This is a genomic window from Akkermansia sp. (assembly GCF_020860705.1).
Classification (GTDB): domain Bacteria; phylum Verrucomicrobiota; class Verrucomicrobiia; order Verrucomicrobiales; family Akkermansiaceae; genus Akkermansia.
This window is the reverse complement of the sequence record NZ_JAJBTT010000015.1, coordinates 1-16973: the sequence shown is the minus strand read 5'-3', so window position 1 is coordinate 16973 and position 16973 is coordinate 1. Positions and strand designations below refer to the sequence as shown.

Below are 16973 nucleotides of genomic sequence, written 5' to 3'. Positions count from 1 at the left end.
CCCCCGGTGACCAACAATCTCTCATCCTCCCGTCAGACAGCCCTGACTTGCCTGATGCGCTGGCATGAAGGCCGTTCCTTTGCAGAAACTCTTGTGGACCGGGAATGTTCCCAGGCAGCGCTTTCCCAGGCAGACAGGCATCTGGTGCAGGCCCTGGTCTTCGGCGTGCTGCGCAACCAGACCTGGCTGGACCACGTGATCGACTCCCTCCGGAAAGGCCGGCTGGACATGCAAATGCGCCTCATCATCCAGCTGGGGCTGTGCCAGCTTTTTCTGCTCGGCATGGCGGACCACGCCGCCGTGTATGAAACCGTCAATCTGGCTCCCACCCGCCTGAGAGGGCTTGTCAACGCCATCCTGCGCAATGCGTTGCGCCGGGAAAAATCCATTCTGGACGAACGGGAAAGACTGCCTCTCCCCATTCTTTATTCCACCCCGGCCTGGCTGGTAAAACGGTGGACCCGGCAACTGGGCCCGCAAACAACCCGCGCCCTGCTTCACTGGAACAATACTACGCCGCGCCTGTATGTGCGCGGCAATCCCCTGATCCCCATGAACGGCATTCCAGCCTGCCTGGCACCGCTGGACCGCGCCCCCGGCTGGTTCTCCCTGGAAGGCCCCCTGCCGTTGGAAGAAATCAAATCGGGAGCCCTTTATGTGGCAGACCCCTCCACCCGTTACGCCATTGACCTGCTGGCCCCCCGGGCCGGAGAGGAAATCCTGGACGCCTGCGCCGCTCCCGGCGGCAAATCCGCCGCCATCATTGCCGCCACCGGAGGCAAGGCGCACTTGACGGCCACGGATCTTCACGAACATCGGTTGCCCACCCTGAAGGAAAATCTGGACAGGCAGGGCTCCACTTCCGTGAAGACGGCCCAGGCGGACTGGTCCCTCCCCTGCCCTCCGGAATGGGAACGCCACTTTGACGCGGTGCTTCTGGACGTTCCCTGTTCCAACACCGGCGTCATCCAGCGCCGCGTGGACGTGCGCTGGCGCCTGACCCCGGAGGAAATCCGCCGACTGGCAACCCTCCAGAAGACCATTCTGGAAAACGCCTCCCGGGCCGTCAAGCCGGGCGGCAGACTGGTTTATTCCACCTGTTCCATTGAGGCGGAGGAAGACGGCCTACTGGTCAGGGAATTTTTGCAGAACCACCCGGAATGGACCCTGAAAGAGGAAAAACTCATCCTTCCCCATGAGGAAAAATCAGACGGCGCCTATGCGGCCCTTTTGATCTGTGCTTGACCTCGGCCCCAATTTGGCAACAATGCGTGCTCCTGATTAATCTCATTCCACTATGTCCCGCAAACCCATCATTGCCGCCAACTGGAAGATGAACATCGGCCCCGCTGAAGGAGCCCAATTCATCGAAAGCTTCAAAAACCTCGTCAAGGGAAAAGACGTCGCATGCGACACGGTCATCATCCCTCCCTTCACCACCATCCCCTCCGTGCTGAACGCCCTGGGAGGCTGCTCCTGCGCCGCCGTAGGCGCCCAAAACGTTTCCCAGTATGACAACGGGGCCTATACCGGTGAAATCTCCACCAGCATGCTGAATGAACTGGGCCTCAAGTACGTCGTGCTCGGCCACAGCGAACGCCGCCAGTACTTTGGCGAAACGGACGCCATCATCAACTCCAAAATCAAGAAGGCCATCGCCGCCGGCATCACCCCGATTTTCTGCATCGGTGAAACCAAGGACGAACGCCTGGGCGGCATTCTGGAACCCGTTCTGGAAATCCAGCTCAAGGGTGGCCTCAAGGATCTTACCCCGGAAGAAGTGGCCAACCTGGTCATTGCCTATGAACCCGTGTGGGCCATCGGCACCGGCCTGACCGCCACCTCCAAGGAAGCCCAGGAAGCCCACGCCTTCATCCGCAAGGTCGTTGCCGACGTCTTCGGCGCGGAAACCGCTGCCAAGGTGCGCATCCAGTACGGAGGCTCCGTAAAGCCGGAAAACGTCGTGGAACTCATGGCCCAGCCGGACATTGACGGAGCCCTGGTGGGCGGAGCGTCCCTGAAGCCGGAATCCTTCGCCGCGCTGGTGACAGCCGCCAAGTAAACGGTACAAGCCACTTTCCTTTTTTCCAGGCCGGTTCCCCTGCGGGACCGGCCTTTTTCATTTCCTTCTTTCAGGAAAAACGCTTTTCATTCCCTCACGGAGTTTCTGCCTTTTCAAGCGGCGGCAATCATGCATAATGGAGAGAAATCATGAAAACCCGCTTACTCACCTCACGCAGCAAAGGTTTCACGCTTATCGAAGTTCTCGTAGTCATCGCCATCATTGCCCTGCTGGCAGGCGTCTCCTACAGTATTTACTCCCATGCCACGGAAACCGCGGCCAGAACGCGGTGCACGGACAACCTGCGCCGCATCAGTGACTGGGGCAAGGAATTCTCAGGCCAGAATGGCGGAAAACTGCCCTCCAGCGGCATGAAGGACAGCCTCCTGAGCGCCAGGGAATGCCGGAACTGGTGGGACGCCCTGGCTCCCATCGTGAATGCCGAACAGCCTGACCTGCTCGCCCGGAACGCCAAGGAGCCCAACCTGCTGCCGGACACCTTCCGCTGCAAGAATGACAACCGCCCGGAAATCCTTGCGGCGGAAGATTCCAACCTTCCCGCCAGTCCGGACACCATTTCCTACACCAGCTGGCTGGACAACAGGAAGGGCCGTCCCATGAACGTAGCGCGCGGGCAGGCTCTCAGAAACAAGCCGTGGATCAGTGACGGCATTCCGATTGACGGCCGCAGCGTGGTCACGGAACAGGACTTCCAGGAAATCGTGGTTCCGGCTCTGGAACGCCACCAGGGGGGCATCATGGTGCTTTATGCTGACGGAAAAATCAGCCCTGTTGAAGACCCCACCTTTGAAAAAGTCACCAAGGACTCCTGACCCCGCGTTTCTTTGTCCCCTGAAGGAAATTCCCCCGGTCTGATGCCGGGGAACCGGTGGAATTTTCTTCCCTCTTCCGCTGATTCGCCTTTACGAACCCGGGATAATCATTAAGGTTAGCGTTCAGATGAACCAGCACGCTCCTTTTCTGCATCCGTATGATGGAATGATCCCGCTGCATGTAGCGGGTTATGTCCTGGGCGCCGTTCTGCTGCTGGCCCACCTGTATGCGCTGGTAAAAAGGCAGCAGGTGCAGGCCTTTTTACTGGCCTCCCCGCGCAACCACCTGCTGGCCCAGGTGCTGCTGGCCGTCGGCCTGTTCTGGTTCTTCCTGCTGGTAGCTCCGGAAGGGCTGGGCGTCCTGAGTTACTTCCGGGTGGGACTGGCGGAATTTGAAGGCATCCGGTGGTTGCTTCAGCTCGCCTGTCCCGTCTTCCTGGTGCTGATGGTCACCCAGGTGAAAAACCTTCTCTTTCCGCGTGCGCTCGGTATCTTCGGCCTGATGGTGGCGGCACCCCTTCTCAGTGCGGCCTTCCTTCAGGACCCGGTCACCAGGCTGCTCATCCCCATCTGGTGCTACATCGTCATCTTCCTTTCCCTCCTGTGGATCGGCAAGCCGTACCTGTACCGTGACATGGTCAACAAAATCTGCTCCAAACCAGCCTTATGGACGCCTCTGTGCCTGGGCGGCATGGCCTACGGAGCCGCCATTCTGCTCTGCGCCATCCTGTGGTGGTAGCGGACACATTCCCCCGGCGCACTGCATCACATCCATCCCTGACCCGGCGCCCGGCCCCTTCTCTCCAGAGCTCTGTTAAAACCGCACGTACGGCCAATAAAAGAGGCATTCCCCTTTTCCATCTTTCCCTGCAAGAACCGGCCGCCTTTCCGTTTATATTATTACAACCGCCGTTCCTCTGATGCACCCCGCTCCATCTCCCTCCCTGCTGGCCTTCATCATCCTCTGGCTGTTTTCCCTTGCCCCCTCCCTGGCGGACAAACCTAACATCGTCCTCATTCTGGCTGACGACATGGGCTGGTCGGACCTGGGCTGCTACGGTTCTGAAATACCCACTCCCACCCTTGACTCCCTTGCCAGGCAGGGCATGATGGCCACACGGTGTTATACGGCCTCCCGCTGCTCCCCTTCCCGCGCCTCCATCATGACTGGCTGCGAACCCCATAAGGTGGATGTAGGACTGCTGGATGACGACAACGGCCGGCCCGGTTACCGCGGCCGCCTGAATCCGGATATCCCCACCCTGCCGGAACTCCTGAAAAAAGCGGGATACCGGACCTACCTTTCCGGGAAATGGCACCTGGGAAAAGTTCCGGGCACCTACCCGTGGAACCGCGGCTTCGACCGTTACCGCGGCCTCCTGGGCGGCGCGGCGGACTATTACAAGCCCATGCCGGACCGCCCCTTTGGAGAAGACGGCAAACTGCTCCAGCCAGACGACCTGCCGGATGATTTCTACATGACGGAAGACATCACCAAAACGGCTCTGTCCTACATTGAAGATGCGGCCAAAAGCAAAAAGCCCTTCTTCCTCTACGTGGCTTACACGGCGCCGCATACCCCTCTCCAGGCCCCCCGGGAGGAAATAGAAAAAATGCTGCCGGCATATCGAGGAAAATCCCCCTACGCCATCGCCGTCAACAGACTGGAAAAGCAGAAAAAGCTGGGTATCGTCCCCCCCACGGCCAAACTGGGCATGGGCAACAAATTCAACGCTGCCGGGTATGAAAAATCTACCGCAGAGCGCAAGGACTACGTCGCCAGATGCATGGCCATCTATGCCGCGCAAATCTCCATCATGGACCGGGGCATAGACCGCATTCTCGCATCCCTGGACCGCCACCGCCTCAGCGGCAACACGATCGTCATGTTCCTGTCAGACAACGGGGCAACGGCGGAAATGCCCCAGAACAACAGGAATAAGAAAACTGTTCTTCCCATCGGTCCGCTGGGGGAAGTAGGCTGCCGGGACGGTTACGGCCCCATGTGGGCGGCCGTGTCCAATACCCCCTACCGCCAGTATAAAATAGAAACCTTTGACGGAGGGCTGTCCGCCCCGTTCATCATACGCTACCCTTCCAAAATCCGGCCCGGTACGCGTTACCACTCCCCGTTCCTGCTTCAGGACATCGCTCCCACCTGCCTCACGTGGGCCGCGCTCCCGGTTCCTGTCCATATGGACGGCAAACCGCTCAACGCCTACTGGGCCAATCCCGGAAAGCTTCCTCCGGCCAACGTGTGGGACTATATTCCAAACACATGCCCGCCCCGCACCATCTTTTGGGAACACCAGAGAAACAGGGCCGCCCTGACCCAACAATTCAAGCTGGTGGCGCCCAACCGCGGGCCCTGGCAAGTGTACGACATCAGGGACAGGACGGAACAAAAAAATCTGGCGTCCAGGCACCAGCCGCTTATCGAACAGCTGTCTGCACAGTATAAAAAGTGGGCGGCGGAAAACCATGCCGAATAATACGGCCTGCAAAAAAGCAGGGCATGCTCGCGTAGCCACCGCCATGGCGTTTCCCTGCTCCAGAGCAGCCCTTGACCTTCCGGAACGGTAAATACCAAATCTGCGAACGGAAAATAATCTCCGGAGAAAAGAAGGGGAAAAATATGCCCCTCCGTTTACTGCCGCTCCTTCTTTTCCTGATCCCCGGGGAAATCATTCATGATTCCTATGTTCAAGCGGAATATCCACAGGAAATTCCGTAAAAAATCCGGTCTTCCGTCCGCAAAACGGCCCCAACTTCCCTACTTTTTACCCGGCAGGTAAAAACACTCCCTGAGCGGAAATGAAACACGGCAAACCACCGCGGTTCAACGCTCCATTTCCCAAACGGAAAATCCTTCATTTTTCCTAACAATTATTGGAATGAGAGAAGCCTTATCATTCAAAGAAATATCGTATTAGAATATTTCTAAATTGGCAAAAAACTCATTGATTGTAAATAAACTTAATTTAAACTTACATAAGAAAAAAACATTTTAACTTCCCAACCATTACGCCACATCACCTCAATTTTAAATATGGAATATTTTTGATAATCAACCTATAACACACCTTTAACAAGACTTATACAGCACCACCTTCTTTCCAATCAATCTTTCTCAAGCATCTTTTCCATGTCCAAAGAGAACTCCTTCATCGAGAAAGCAAACCTGTTCCAGCCTATTCTGGTTGTTGTTATCTCCATCATCGGAGGAACTCCCACGGAAGGCGCCAATACGGGAAAAATCGTCCTGCTGGTTATTCTGGGCGCCGCTTTCATTGTGTGGCATGTGGAATGCCAGAGGCTGATCAACAGGAGCAGGGAAGAAAAAGACCATGCCTGCTGCCTGAAAAATCGGAGTGCGGCCCTTTATAAAAAAACATACGCTTCCTTGAGCGGAGAATACGAAAACTTCGCCAATAAACTGAACGGCGGAGACTGCCGGGAGAAAAAGACAAACGATTCCCGGGAAATGGAGGAGAGCTTCAATGGCGCCTGCCTGTTCCTGTGCTCCACGATTGCCTCGGCACTGGCGGAATATAAAAATTCCCTCATTTTTGAAGTGCTCTACATCCAGGCGGAGCGGAAGGAGGGTCAAACCTTTCTCCGTGTAGCAGGCTATGCGCAGGGAGAACATAATAACGACACTCCCTCCCTGCTGGCCCAACCGCCCCGGCTTGTGACCGGAACCCCGGCCTTGCTGGACGAACAATTGTTCGCAGAACGCCACCTCAGTCCCCTGGTTCTCTCCAGCCCTGCGGAAGTCGGCCGCCGCTTCTTCCGGAAGCGCAACCAGCCTCCGGAGGAAAAATACATGCAATATCTCGCCATTCCCGTTCTGAGCAAAAAGAATGAAATCATCGGACTCATTGAAGTTGCCGTTAAAAAGGACCCGTTCATCTCCCCCGTGGTCATGCTGGAAGCCCATGAACTGGCCGACGTCAAATCATGGCTGTACCATTTGAAGGATCATTTCCTGCTGTTTCATGAAATAGAACGCGCCGTCCGGGATGGCTTTTCTTAAATATCACCTTCCGGGCCACAAGCCAGCCCCTTTTCAAGGCAGAGTTCCCAGAGCGTTTTGTTGGCGGATAAACTCCATGGCTTCCCCCGTATCCACAAAATCCAGAACCCAGAAATTCACGCGCCGCGCATAAAGACGCCGCAACACCTCCGAGCGGCCAAGCAGGACTTTTAACGCATTCGTCTTTTCCGCATTTTGAATCATGGGAACAAGCGTGGAAACAAAATGATTGACTATCAGCAGCCCATTATCGGAAAGCCCCCTGTTCAGCGTATTGGCCATCCGGTCTGCGGCAGCGGCCTTCCATGGAGTCTCCACGCAGTATTTCCAGACGGGCATGGGCCAGTTTTCTTCTCCGTCAGGCCTGTCCGTCATCACAACCAGGCGGCGCCCGGTCTTCCGCATTTCTCCCAGAGTGGGCCATTTCTGTTGTACAGGAGCAGGGGCGCAATACTTCGCCATCCCCGCCTTTTCAAATGCTCTCCTCACTTCCTTATTATCCACATAGGATTCCAGGATCAGAGTCACCACGGCACGGGGATGCCCTTCCAAATAAACGCGTACATGTCCCAGAGCGTCCTTCAAGGAGATGGAACCCGGGAAAAACAACTTCCCATTCCCGTGCCTGAGCTTCAACTCCCCGTCCACCTTCCAAACGTCCCACATCTGGGCGTGAACGCCTGCCTCCAACTGTTCCGGAATATTCCAATTCTGATTGGGGCACCACCAACCGTCCCGGCTGTTGCTCATGGCATTATGGGCGCAGAGCCAGGTCACGCCGTCGTACGGCACGTCATCCGGCAATTCCAGCGGCCCTGAATCGGCCCATGCCGCCAGGACCAGCATCCAGACGGCGGCAACCGTTTTCCCGCTCCATTTCCATGCCGTTCCGGCAGAAGCTAAAAACCTTAACAAGAATTTAAAAATAAACATGTTCATTCACTGAAAATGCATCTTCCCGCTTTCTTCCGGTATTTACACAACGGGAAGAGCGGGCAAGCCGTGGGGAATATAAATACCAGCATGAGCCGTTCCCATACGCATTCAACATGCACTCCCGACTACGAGTAAAAATACTCCGTAAAAGAAAACTCCGCAAGGAACTATTCCTCACGGAGTTTCAAAGGATGGAAAATGAATGGTACTTGGACCGGGACTCGAACCCGGGACCAATAGATTAAAAGTCTACTGCTCTACCAACTGAGCTACCCAAGCACTTACCCTTACTGGAAGGGCGGAGGCAGTAAACACCACGCCCCCTTCCATGGCAAGCGCAAAATGGAAGACGGACAAAAAAAGATCAGGATTCCATGCACGCCAGCCACCGGGCGCGCCACTCCGCCGGAATGCGTACGGGACGACCCTGGGGCATCTGAACGAATGCAAGCTGCTGATGAGCTCTCACCAGCAAATCGTTGTTGGAAGCGCGGCGCATCTCGAAATCACACCAGAAACTGGCTCTTTCCACGGATTGAAGCCACCCTGTCGTCACAATCGTATCCCCCAGCACGGCCGGACGAACGTAGTCGATTTCATGGCGCACCACTACGGTGAACTGCTGCAAGTCTCCCATGGTTTTATAATCCATACCCAGCTTAGCCCCCAGCTTGGTTCGGCACGCTTCAATCATGCGCAGATAGGCCAGGTTATGAACCACTCCGCCGCAGTCGGTATCATAAAACATGACTTCATCTTCCGTTTGAAATGCCAGCTCCGGATTCATGCTCCCATTGTAGGAAGGATGAAGAAGGCTTGAAAGAAAATTCCGGTTCAGCCCTGCCATGCATGGTGCGTCCGCGCCAGCGTCAGCACGCACACGGAAGCTGCTCCGGCACGGAGCAGCAGATGCGCGCAGGCGTCCGCCGTAGCCCCGGTCGTAAAAATGTCGTCCACCAGCAGCACGTCCTTTCCCGTGACAGGATGCCGTTTCAATCTTTTTGCATCCCCGGCATACATTTTGCGGGCATGGCGGAAGCGCTGCTCCCGCGCCAGACTGGCCTGGGGCAGCCGGTCCGGCAGGCGTTTCAGCACCCCACTGCAGGGCCAGCCAAATTCCCTGCCCAGCAGCACCGCCAGTTCCTGCGCCTGGTTGTACCCTCTCCGGACCAGCTTGCGGCGGTGCATGGGCACGGGAACAAGCAGGCGTTTCTTTCCTCCGAACCAATGGGGATTTTCACGCACGGCATCCGCCATCATCCCCGCGAAGGTTCCGGCCAGATGGAGGGCTCCAGCATATTTGAAGGCCAGCAGAAGATCCCTCAATGCCCCTTCATTCACATACACGGCACGGGCTTCCTCAAAGGAAGGCGCAGTCTCCGCACAGCGGGAGCATAATCCGGACGGAACGAAGGACCCATCCGCAGGTTCTCCGCAAACGGCGCAGCAGGGAGGCTCAATGCGTATGAAACGCCCGCGGCATTCCGGACAGACATGGCAGCCGTCCAGGCCGCCCCGGCCGCATAATTCGCAAACGAAGGGGTACACCCAGGAGAGCCATTCCCTGAATACCTCCTTCAGCATTTCCGGCACGGCAGAAGTTGCAATGCGCCCCTATTGCCCGTCCTCCTCACCGGGAGAACCGGCTTCCTCCTCTTCCGGCATGTCTTCCAGAAGCTTGTCTATGGCCTCAATAAAACGCCACGGGCAGCGCTTGCGCTGGTACTTGCGCCAGAGCACGTCACGCAGGGTTACCCAGTGCTCGCGCGTGAATTCCACGTGTTCCCATTCCACATCGTCACGTTCCGCACGGCCTACCTTGGGAGCGCATTCCAGCTTCCATTTGCTGGCATGGTGGCATGCCCGGTACACCAGGGTCCCTTCTTCCGTGCGTTCTTTCCACGTGTGAACTTCCATGGGGGCGAGTGTAAGGGAGAACCGCTCCGGGTAAAGAGGAATTTTTGCTAGTCATCCGCCCTTGCAGGATTAGTATGGCTCCTGTCATGAACGACACTGAAATGATCGAATGCCACGAGCCTGCCCGGCAAATGCAGCGCCTCATCGCCATCATGAAACGCCTGCGCGCTCCCCAGGGCTGCCCCTGGGATGCGGAACAGACCCATCATTCCCTGATTACCAACATGATTGAGGAAGCCTATGAAGTGGTGGACACCATCCAGCGGGATGACTGGACGCAGATGAAGGAGGAGCTGGGCGACGTTCTGCTTCAGGTGGTTTTTCATGCGGAAATCGCCCAGGAGGCAGGTCGTTTCGATTTCAATGACGTGGCTGCGGAAGTGAGTGAAAAGCTCGTCCGCCGCCATCCTCATGTGTTCGCCCAGTCCCAGGCGGATACGACGGACGCCGTGCTGACCCAGTGGGACAAGATCAAACGCCAGGAAAAAGGCGCGGAAGCCACTCCGTACCTGCACGGAACGGGCAAAGGGCTGCCGCCCATGCTCCGGGCGTGGAAACTCCAGAAAAAAGCCGCGAAAGTCGGGTTTGACTGGCCGGACGCCAAGGGCGCCCTGGATAAAGTGAAGGAGGAAACTGCGGAATGCGAGGAAATCCTCCCCGCGGCGGAGGAAGATCCGCGCGTTACGGAAGAGCTGGGAGACCTGCTGTTTTCCGTGGTCAACCTGTGCCGGAAAAAGGGAATTGATCCGGAAACGGCCATGGCAGGAGCGAACAGGAAGTTTGAACAGCGTTTCAATGAGATGGAACGGCTGCTCACCAAAGACGGCCTTTCCCTGGAAGAAGCCACGCTGGACGCCATGGAGGAACGCTGGCAGCAGGCGAAGTCCGCCCGGTAAGGGCCACCATTTTCCAGACCCGGCCAGGGCCGGATCTTCCGTTTTGCCTTTCCCGGCGCCCCAAATCCGGAAGGATACAGGACGCCGGAATGTTTTTACCAGTCGGTTCAGTTTCTGCGGCGGCGCAGCAGCAGCGCACCCAGGCCCAGCAGTCCCAGAGCGGCGGAGCCGGGTTCGGGAACCGTGCGCACCAGGGTCACCACTCCGTCATTCATCCAGGAATCCCCGTTTTCCAGGATGAATCCGGCATTTTTCAGAGCGGCGTCATACAGGACGGAGGCCAGGGAGGAATCTCCGTTGAACGTATTGGAGAGGGAGCCGTCATAAAGCACAAAGTGGATGGTGCTCACCCGGGATTCCACCAGTTGCTCAATCAGGGCGCTGGAACATTCCGTCAGCATCAGGTTCACACCGCCGGAGAAATCCACGGAAGCCTGCCCCGCTCCGGTAATCAGCGCGTTGGTCGTCCATGTGTCGGGAGCGGTCATGGAAAAGTTGCCATCCGCATAGCTGATGTTCAGGTTCGGCGTGGAAACGGAGGTGGAAACGGAAGAGACGGCCAGGGAGGAAAACTCGCCCATCCTGATGCCGGAATCCGCGGCATGAATGAGCATGTCCACCACACGGGCTTCCTGCCCTGCGGCCACCTCCAGCACGGAGGCGGAAAATTCCGTATGCGTCAGCGCCGCTCCGGTCCTGACATGGACGTTAACCCCGTTGAGCCGGGCACGGTCCTCAGGGCTTGTTCCCTGCAAGACTCCCTTTCCGGCGGAAGAGCCGAAGGAAGCGTGCTCCACCGTGGAAGAGGAAGCTCCGGTCCGCGCCGTCACCGCTACGGAAATATCGGACAGGGATGAAGAATTCAGCGTGTTGATGGAGGCTCCCTCTCCCGTCAGTTTCACGGAACTGGCGTAGGAAACCGTTTCCGCCCTGGCGTCCAGCCGGGAATCCATCCCGAGGAGCTCGACATCCGCTTTCGTATTAAGCGCTTCCGCATGGGCCAGTTCCAGAGCGGCATGATCCGTTACCTGGTAGGTGCCGTCCCAGGTGTTGGCTCCGCCCAGAATCACGCGGCCGTTCGCGCCTGCGTTGCCGTTTTTGACGATGATGGTTCCGGAAGTATCGCCGGGCTTGATGGAGCCGTTGAGCGTCATCACATGGCTGCTTCCGGAGGCTGTCATGGTATCCGGATCGTAACCGGTCGTATCCAGGACAAAGGCCTCGCTTCCAGCATTCACCACCATTTCATAATCATTGCTCCAGTCCGCATCCAGCATGCCCAGCAAACCGCCTCCGTTCAGCAGAATCGTATTGCCCAGCTTCTGCACGCCGCTTTCCGTATAAGGAGTGCCGGACAGGGAGCCAAACCCCATACCCAGACGCAGGATGCCCCCTCCGTTAACCTGCACGTCATAATCATACAGGCTCTGCCATTCATCCCTGCCTACTACCAGGTTGCCATCCTGCTCCACCTTCAGCGCTCCGGCCTGGAAAAGGGCTTTTTCCACTTTCACCGCCCCTTCCCGGATATCCAGCTCCGCCAGACGGGCGCTCCCCAGCGTCTGGGAAAAAACTCCCGTTTTGAGCAGGCTGATGTAGCCGGAAGCGTCTTTCCGGCCCGTATCGTTCATGTCGATGTATTGACCGAACCCCACATTCCCATGGTAAACGCGGTCTTCCGTATCGGCAGCCAGGTTCAGGACGGTGGAAGAATCCCTCCCGGCGCTGGACTCCGTCGTGACAAAGGAAGATTCATCCTGCCCTACCAGGCCTTCCAGCGTCACCTTATGTTCCTCTTCCGTGGAATCAAGATGCAGCACCGTCGTCCGCGCTCCGTTCAGGCTCAAGTCAAAGAGGGCAGCCCGCCACACATCCCGGTCCAGGCAGACCTGCACGATCCCCTTTCCGCTTTCTACGGAACTCATGCTGATTTTTCCATGGAAATTGGTCCCGTCGTCCAGCTGAAAAACGGACTGATCCCCGCTGTGGGCATGCTGAAGAACAAGGTTGGAGGTAGATCCGCCTCGGAGAGTGGAAATAACACCTCCTATCACCTTGTCGGTATGGGATGCCGTCACCACGGAATGATCCCCCACCGTAAGTAAATTGCCCAGGGAAGCCACCTTCTGGATAAATCCGGCGCTCTCATAATCCAGCACCAGGGAAGTTCCGTCAAACATCCGGATTTCCCCGGTTCCCAGCGCGGAAGCGTCCCTCATCACAATGGAACCTCCATTAACCACCGTGCCGCCGGAATACGTGTTGGCCGTTTCCATCACCAGAATACCCGCTCCATCCTTGGTCAGAATGGTCTTCCAGTCGCGGCTTTCATAGTCGTCAGGCAGTTTCCCATCCTCAATGAGTCCTCCGTCCGCATGAGCCCGGAAGATATAATTGACGTCATCCTTCACGCGGATGGATGCCGGACGGACGGTCCCCCTGATCAGGACAACATTGTAATCCTTTCCTCCTTCACGCTCCACTGCGCCCGTCTTGCCGTTCCCTTCCGCGCCAAAGGCCACATGGTAGGTATCCCGGTAAAAACCGTCCAGCCCCAGATTCTTGTCCAGGCCTTCCTGCCAGTGCTCACGGTCCGTGCCTTCCCCGTCAGGTGATGCGTTGGCAAACCAGATGTTATCCTTGCCCGGGACATATTCGTCCCCAGTCCGGTTCTCGCCGTTATACCATGTACGGGTGGGCGTATTGGTCACCGTCATCACCAGGTTCATGTTGTCTTCCGTGAGCCTGATAATGCCAAACCAGCCATTCCCGACGGAAATCGTGCGCGTCAGGAAGCCTCCCAGGCTTCCGTTGACATAAATACCGTTCTCGGTAGTAGCCAGATAGTATTTCTTGTTAACCGTTTCCGTCTCTCCGAAGTCATACCCTTCAAAATGAACCAGGATGTCCCCGTCCAGGTTCAGCCGGCCGGAATTTTCCAGTCCTTCCAGCCTCTTGATGGACAAGAGCGGATATTCTTCCAGCTCGGACGGCACCACGCTACAGTCAAAATCCAGGTACGAGGAATCGGAAACAGTCACGGAACCATACACTACGGCCGTTTCCGGAACCAGCTTCGCCCCATCCGCCGTATCCACGCTTACGGCATTGCCCGTCACTATATGAAGCGCATATCCGGGGTTGATCGTCATGCCGCCTTTGGCCGTTCCCCAGTCCTGAACATCTCCATTGGAAGCGATTCCGCTGGTTATCCCCAAATTAAGCGTGGAGCCGCCATACAGAACGGCAGTTGTTTTTACATCCAGATTATTAAAGCCGAGCGTTCCTTCCTGAAGAACCAGCTGGCGGACAACAGCCGTATGGATGTACTGGGCGCCGGATCCTGTCTTGGTCAGGGAAAGGGCTTCCTTGCTGGCAGCCGTCACCATGCCGGAAGTGGAGGAGCCGTACGTGGAAGCCGTCCCGAAGATCCCGGCAAAGTACAAATCCCTTTCATCGTTGACATTCAGCGTCAGGACACTGTTGGAGTTGGTCAGAACGCGCAATGTGTCCACTTCACCGGCCAGCGTGTATTCCTTTCCGTAATATTCGCTGTCCTGCGTTTTCCCGATCAGTTCCCCCTGGAGGCCGGCCAGAACGGAATCGCTCTGAACCAGCAGGATATGGTACAAATCCATGCGTTCCTTCCCTTCAAAAACAGTCCCGTTGTCGGCTGCATTCACGGCATGGTTCCGCGTCAGGTCCACCTTGGCGTTCCGCAGCGCATCGTCTTCAATGATGAGCTGCACGGCGCCGGGCTTGCGGATGGAGAGAAGGTCATTGTTCGCATCCGCGTTGCCGGGGTCCTGGGCGTTGGAATACAGGATGTAGTTATCCAGCTTGACCGTACCCGTAAAATCGGACTTTTCCCCCGCAGACAACCCCTCATCGCAAATATGAAACATGCTTACCCATTTGCTGGCCCCCCCCTGTGTGGTGGAGGTGTATCCCATCAGCGTCAATTCACCATAACCGGTCAGCTTGCCCGTCAGGGACAGCGTGCGCCAGTGGCGGGAAGTCAGGTAATCCCATTGGTAGCCGGAGGACGAACCGCCGGGCATCTCCTCTTTTTCCGCCAGGGACAGCGGTGAATAACCAATCACCACCTTTGCCGTGGCCCGCGGAGACGTGCCTATCTGAATATTGTTCCTGATGGACGGATTGCGGTAATGGGAATCCAATTCCGTGGCAAACGGATAGTTGACGTACAGTTCCGTGCCGTCCGCCATGCGGATATCGCCGGAGCCCAGGGCCCCCTCCCGGGCCACCAGAATACTGCCTTCATTGATTTCCGTGCCTCCGGAAAAAGTATTGCTGATCGCCAGGGTCAGCAGGCCGTTTCCCTCCTTGACCAGCATTCCCGGAACAGCCGCTCCGGCATCTGCAATACTGCCGGAACCGCCATCCGCCGCATGGAATATATAGCCATTCCTGCCATTGGCGTCCTTCTCCACAAACACCGTCATTTTGGACATCTGCACCGTCCCGTCAACGGTGACTTCAAAATTGTTCACGTTCCTGCCGGATAAATCCTGCATGCCGAAGAAGACTTCGCGCTCCCCGTTCCGGAACGTCAGGCTTCCCTCCCAGGGACTGCCGCCGCGGGAACCGTCGGACCAGATGCTGCCGTTCTCCACCCAGGGATCACTGCCCTGCCAGACGTAATAGTTGAACTTGTCCGCATCAAAATACGTGCCCTGCACGGAAGTGAAATCCAGCCCGGTCACCAGCATCTGCCACTTGTCATCCCCCTGAACATCCAGGGTAAGCCCGTTGTAAACGTCAATCACCCGGTAAATCCAGTTTCCATCCGTATCCTTTTCTCCGGTGGAGTACCTGACCTTCTCTACCTGGACATCATCGGCAAAGGACAGGGTATGGCCCTCCGTCACGGAAATCAGCTTCCGGGACTCTCCGGCATTGATTCCGGATTCAGGCATCACCACCGTCAGCAGGCTGCCTGCGGAAAAACGCATGGAAGAGTCCAGTTCAAACGTGCCGTCCGTATCCAACACCAATCCTTCATGGAACAAAAGGGTGCCGGCAGACTGGAAATTCATCCGGTCCAGCCGGGAAGCCGTTTCACGATAATCGAGGGCCAGTGTAGCGCCCGAAGCAATATCCAGCAACCCCGTACCGGAGACGGAGAGGGAATTCCCAAGCACCAGGGAACCATTCGGCCCTACCCGGAGCGTTCCGCCCTGAATATCCAGGGAGCCCAGGCTGCCCGTGTAAACGGTCTGTTCCCCGCTCCCTTTCTTGACCAGATTGATTACCCCGGTTCCATCCGCCTTCACCATCTGGTCATTACGATAGCTTTCCTTCTTATCCGTACCCTCATAATAGGCGCCGTCATCGCCCGCCCCGCCAATTACTCCCTTGAACTCATGGGTTCCCGCACCGTCAATGGTCAGCGTCGCTTCAACGCCGTTGCCCACCGTAACGCGGGAGGCAGAACCTTCCGTGGCTCCATCCAGGCCGGCAAGAAGCAAATCTCCTTCCAGTTTCAGAATAACGCGGGAGGGAGTTCCCGCGCCATTGGTCAGCCAGCCGCCGAGTTTTGCAGGATCCGTCCCGCCCTGGCGGATGAGGGACAGGTCCATGACCGTGGAATGCATGTCCCCCGCGGCCTGTATCTGGACAGGCGTATTATCCACGGAACGGGGAGCGGCTGTTTGAATCACTCCGCTGAAACTGCTCATATCCGCATGCGTCAGGTCAAAAATGCTTGCACGGGAGCGGCTGGTATTCTCAAGCACCATCGTTCCGCTTCCGGAAATGCTCCCCTCCAGGAACGCGGTGCGGGCCGTGGAGGACGTGAACCCCAGGTACACCTTGGAACCGGAACCGCCGTCCATCCGGATATTCAGACCGTAATGCTTCTCCTTGTTGCCGTCGTCGCTGACATTGACGCTGTCCAGGAAAATATCCCCGGAACCCTCCATCCGCACCGTTCCGTCGTATCCCTCCTCCAGGGAAACGCTGTCCCCCCCGGCTACCACAATGTCCTGCACCTCATGCGGTGCTGCCGCAACGCTGCCAAAACCGGAAACCGGGAAAACATTCGCCTCCGGCTGCCGGCCAACCTCCGGGACCAATCCGGCCCCATCGCTGCGCTCCTCTTCGTTATCCTTTTTTTCATCATCTTCCCCGTCTGAAGAAGCGGAATCTTTCTTCAGCGGGTCAGAAAGAAAGGGGGGGGGGGGGGGGGGAGGGACAATTATTATTAAAAAGTTTATAACCCATGGGCCAGCGTGTACGCGACCACAGGGGGTGTAGCCCCCCCCCACGCC

At 57.1% G+C, this 16973-nt stretch carries 12 protein-coding genes and 1 tRNA gene; 7 read left to right on the top strand and 6 right to left on the bottom strand.

What is annotated here, in order from left to right; translation table 11 throughout:
* Window positions 1–6: 6 nt before the first annotated feature.
* From LIO64_RS02760 to LIO64_RS02735, 6 genes are all read left to right on the top strand, one after another.
* A complete protein-coding gene (locus LIO64_RS02760) occupies window positions 7–1245 on the top strand; it encodes a transcription antitermination factor NusB (protein ID WP_290547923.1) in 1239 nt (412 codons plus the stop codon).
* Window positions 1246–1297: 52 nt separating this feature from the next.
* Window positions 1298–2062 (top strand): triose-phosphate isomerase, encoded by a 765-nt coding sequence (gene tpiA / locus LIO64_RS02755; protein WP_290547922.1) that lies wholly within the window; start codon window positions 1298–1300, stop codon window positions 2060–2062.
* A gap of 149 nt (window positions 2063–2211) precedes the next feature.
* Complete coding sequence (locus tag LIO64_RS02750) at window positions 2212–2895, top strand: prepilin-type N-terminal cleavage/methylation domain-containing protein (RefSeq protein ID WP_290547921.1); 684 nt, start codon at window positions 2212–2214, stop codon at window positions 2893–2895.
* Window positions 2896–3061: 166 nt separating this feature from the next.
* The gene (locus tag LIO64_RS02745; RefSeq protein WP_290547920.1) at window positions 3062–3634 is read left to right on the top strand and encodes a hypothetical protein; all 573 of its coding nucleotides are present in this window, start codon (window positions 3062–3064) and stop codon (window positions 3632–3634) included.
* 181 nt (window positions 3635–3815) lie between these two features.
* Window positions 3816–5387, top strand: coding sequence for an arylsulfatase (locus LIO64_RS02740; protein ID WP_290547919.1), 1572 nt, complete (start codon window positions 3816–3818; stop codon window positions 5385–5387).
* Window positions 5388–6040: 653 nt separating this feature from the next.
* Window positions 6041–6931: a hypothetical protein gene (locus LIO64_RS02735; RefSeq protein ID WP_290547918.1), complete on the top strand. Its 891-nt coding sequence runs from the start codon at window positions 6041–6043 to the stop codon at window positions 6929–6931.
* Between the two features lie 33 nt (window positions 6932–6964).
* On the opposite strand, the gene LIO64_RS02730 is transcribed toward LIO64_RS02735, so the two are convergent.
* From LIO64_RS02730 to LIO64_RS02710, 5 genes are all read right to left on the bottom strand, one after another.
* Window positions 6965–7864 carry a hypothetical protein gene (locus LIO64_RS02730; protein WP_290547917.1) on the bottom strand — a complete coding sequence of 300 codons (900 nt, stop codon included), beginning with the start codon at window positions 7862–7864 and terminating at the stop codon, window positions 6965–6967.
* Window positions 7865–8070: 206 nt separating this feature from the next.
* Window positions 8071–8146: transfer RNA gene (locus LIO64_RS02725), tRNA-Lys, on the bottom strand.
* Between the two features lie 85 nt (window positions 8147–8231).
* Complete coding sequence (locus LIO64_RS02720) at window positions 8232–8654, bottom strand: thioesterase family protein (RefSeq protein ID WP_290547916.1); 423 nt, start codon at window positions 8652–8654, stop codon at window positions 8232–8234.
* Between the two features lie 47 nt (window positions 8655–8701).
* On the bottom strand, window positions 8702–9451 hold the full coding sequence (locus tag LIO64_RS02715) for a ComF family protein (protein ID WP_290547958.1): 750 nt from the start codon (window positions 9449–9451) through the stop codon (window positions 8702–8704).
* Between the two features lie 30 nt (window positions 9452–9481).
* A complete protein-coding gene (locus LIO64_RS02710; protein WP_290547915.1) occupies window positions 9482–9784 on the bottom strand; it encodes a hypothetical protein in 303 nt (100 codons plus the stop codon).
* Between the two features lie 86 nt (window positions 9785–9870).
* Between LIO64_RS02710 and mazG the strand changes: the two genes are divergently transcribed.
* The gene (mazG, locus tag LIO64_RS02705) at window positions 9871–10680 is read left to right on the top strand and encodes a nucleoside triphosphate pyrophosphohydrolase (protein WP_290547914.1); all 810 of its coding nucleotides are present in this window, start codon (window positions 9871–9873) and stop codon (window positions 10678–10680) included.
* Between the two features lie 107 nt (window positions 10681–10787).
* Here the strand turns inward: mazG and LIO64_RS02700 are convergent, their stop codons facing one another.
* Complete coding sequence (locus tag LIO64_RS02700) at window positions 10788–16694, bottom strand: autotransporter-associated beta strand repeat-containing protein (protein ID WP_290547913.1); 5907 nt, start codon at window positions 16692–16694, stop codon at window positions 10788–10790.
* Between the last annotated feature and the right edge of the window lie 279 nt (window positions 16695–16973).

What these genes read in the sequence shown, in the direction of transcription:
- LIO64_RS02740 (WP_290547919.1), top strand. Translation starts at nt 3,816, where the DNA reads ATGCACCCCGCTCCATCTCCCTCCCTGCTGGCCTTCATCATCCTCTGG.
- tpiA (WP_290547922.1), top strand. Translation starts at nt 1,298, where the DNA reads ATGTCCCGCAAACCCATCATTGCCGCCAACTGGAAGATGAACATCGGC.
- LIO64_RS02710 (WP_290547915.1), bottom strand. Translation starts at nt 9,784, where the DNA reads ATGGAAGTTCACACGTGGAAAGAACGCACGGAAGAAGGGACCCTGGTG.
- LIO64_RS02730 (WP_290547917.1), bottom strand. Translation starts at nt 7,864, where the DNA reads ATGTTTATTTTTAAATTCTTGTTAAGGTTTTTAGCTTCTGCCGGAACG.
- mazG (WP_290547914.1), top strand. Translation starts at nt 9,871, where the DNA reads ATGAACGACACTGAAATGATCGAATGCCACGAGCCTGCCCGGCAAATG.
- LIO64_RS02720 (WP_290547916.1), bottom strand. Translation starts at nt 8,654, where the DNA reads ATGAATCCGGAGCTGGCATTTCAAACGGAAGATGAAGTCATGTTTTAT.
- LIO64_RS02715 (WP_290547958.1), bottom strand. Translation starts at nt 9,451, where the DNA reads ATGCTGAAGGAGGTATTCAGGGAATGGCTCTCCTGGGTGTACCCCTTC.
- LIO64_RS02745 (WP_290547920.1), top strand. Translation starts at nt 3,062, where the DNA reads ATGATCCCGCTGCATGTAGCGGGTTATGTCCTGGGCGCCGTTCTGCTG.
- LIO64_RS02750 (WP_290547921.1), top strand. Translation starts at nt 2,212, where the DNA reads ATGAAAACCCGCTTACTCACCTCACGCAGCAAAGGTTTCACGCTTATC.
- LIO64_RS02735 (WP_290547918.1), top strand. Translation starts at nt 6,041, where the DNA reads ATGTCCAAAGAGAACTCCTTCATCGAGAAAGCAAACCTGTTCCAGCCT.